Source organism: Mesorhizobium captivum, assembly GCF_033977165.1.
Classification (GTDB): domain Bacteria; phylum Pseudomonadota; class Alphaproteobacteria; order Rhizobiales; family Rhizobiaceae; genus Mesorhizobium; species Mesorhizobium captivum.
This window is the reverse complement of sequence record NZ_JAVIJB010000117.1, coordinates 1-1,299: the sequence shown is the minus strand read 5'-3', so window position 1 is coordinate 1,299 and position 1,299 is coordinate 1. Positions and strand designations below refer to the sequence as shown.

At 57.3% G+C, this 1,299-nt stretch carries 3 pseudogenes; 1 reads left to right on the top strand and 2 read right to left on the bottom strand.

Annotated elements, in window-relative coordinates:
- Positions 1 to 143 (top strand): annotated as a pseudogene (tdh, locus tag RFM40_RS33540) (L-threonine 3-dehydrogenase); the annotation flags it as partial.
- 505 nt (positions 144 to 648) lie between these two features.
- On the opposite strand, the pseudogene RFM40_RS33535 reads toward tdh, so the two are convergent.
- A pseudogene (locus RFM40_RS33535) lies at positions 649 to 846 on the bottom strand (transposase domain-containing protein); the annotation flags it as partial.
- A 103-nt stretch (positions 847 to 949) separates the two neighbouring features.
- Positions 950 to 1,096, bottom strand: a pseudogene (locus tag RFM40_RS33530) (MarR family transcriptional regulator); the annotation flags it as partial.
- Between the last annotated feature and the right edge of the window lie 203 nt (positions 1,097 to 1,299).

The following is a 1,299-nucleotide window of genomic DNA, read 5'->3' as shown; positions in this document are numbered from 1 at the left end:
CCTGGTACAAGATGATCGCGCTCGTACAGGGCCCGCTCGATGTTTCGGGCCTGATCACCCATCGCATCGGCATCGACGACTTCCAGGTCGGGTTCGATGCGATGCGAAGCGGCAGTTCCGGTAAGGTGGTGATGGATTGGTAGAGGTTATGCCTTCGTCAAGCCTTGGCGCTGCCAGCGCCACACACGTCAGACGTTCGTTTGGGATTGAATACTGGCGGATAGTGACGCTCGTGGAGCATTCGAGGAAGGGTCCAACCCCGCCGTTCTGATGAACTCGTACTCCGCACAGGAGATCAAATGGACGCAGAGGATCCCAACGTCATCATTGTCAATGGTCAGTGCCTCGGCAATACGGTTGTCCGGCGCTATGATAGGGGTAAGAAACGGGAAAACTCGGAAATCCGATCCTGAGACCGGCGAACCAAAGCATTTCAATGCGGTAACCAAAACCCAACCATTTGAGATTGTTGATGATGTTCTGGTCACGAACTTACCAGATTAGTTCCGCTCGCCGCTCGACGTTCTCTCCTGCTGTTGACGGAGTGGCCATGCGCCGATCGCAAAGCACGAAGCACTGGCCGGCGGGATCGATGGTAAGCGCGAATTTCCCCGCGCGTTGCCGCCGCCCTTTCAACGACGGTCGCTTTCAAACGGACGCGTCCGGGCGGATCGGGCTGCAGCGGCTTTGGCGAAGTTGAAGGGCATCGTCGATGTCGGTATCGACAGCGCGTTGAGGCAGTTCGGTGAGAACGTGGCGCAACCATGCGAGCGGCTCGACGAGTGAGGCGCGGCAGGTCAGCACCAAGCTGTAGACGATGGCGCTGGCCTTGGCTCCGTCGACGGTAGACCGATTTTCGATAGAAGTTGCTGGAGCTGCCGGATGACGGGTGGCCCTCCGGCGCGAAATCCCTTTGGAAGCCAAGCCATCCGTATGTCCAGTCCTGACTTCAACCCTTTAGCCCAAAATGATTAGCACCAATTGTGTCTTGTCCCAAACAGGCTTCGAGCGCCGCTACGCCCTTTACAATCGCCGCTCGCTCTTCCGCACTCAGCCTCTCCAGCAATTCCCTTTCAAACGTCTTCGCCAGCGGCACAGCGGGCCCCTAAATCAAATCTGGAACTGAAACTCTTTATATTGGAAGCTTGACCTCTTCGTGGGAGCTTTAGCGATGGCGCACAGCGGCTCCGGGATCAGGCTGGGATTCCAGAACACACCTCGGTCGGTATATTGCTTTTTGACCAGCAGAGGCCGACATCAGCCCCGCAGTCGGTTTTGCAGTGCCTGCCGATCAACGGC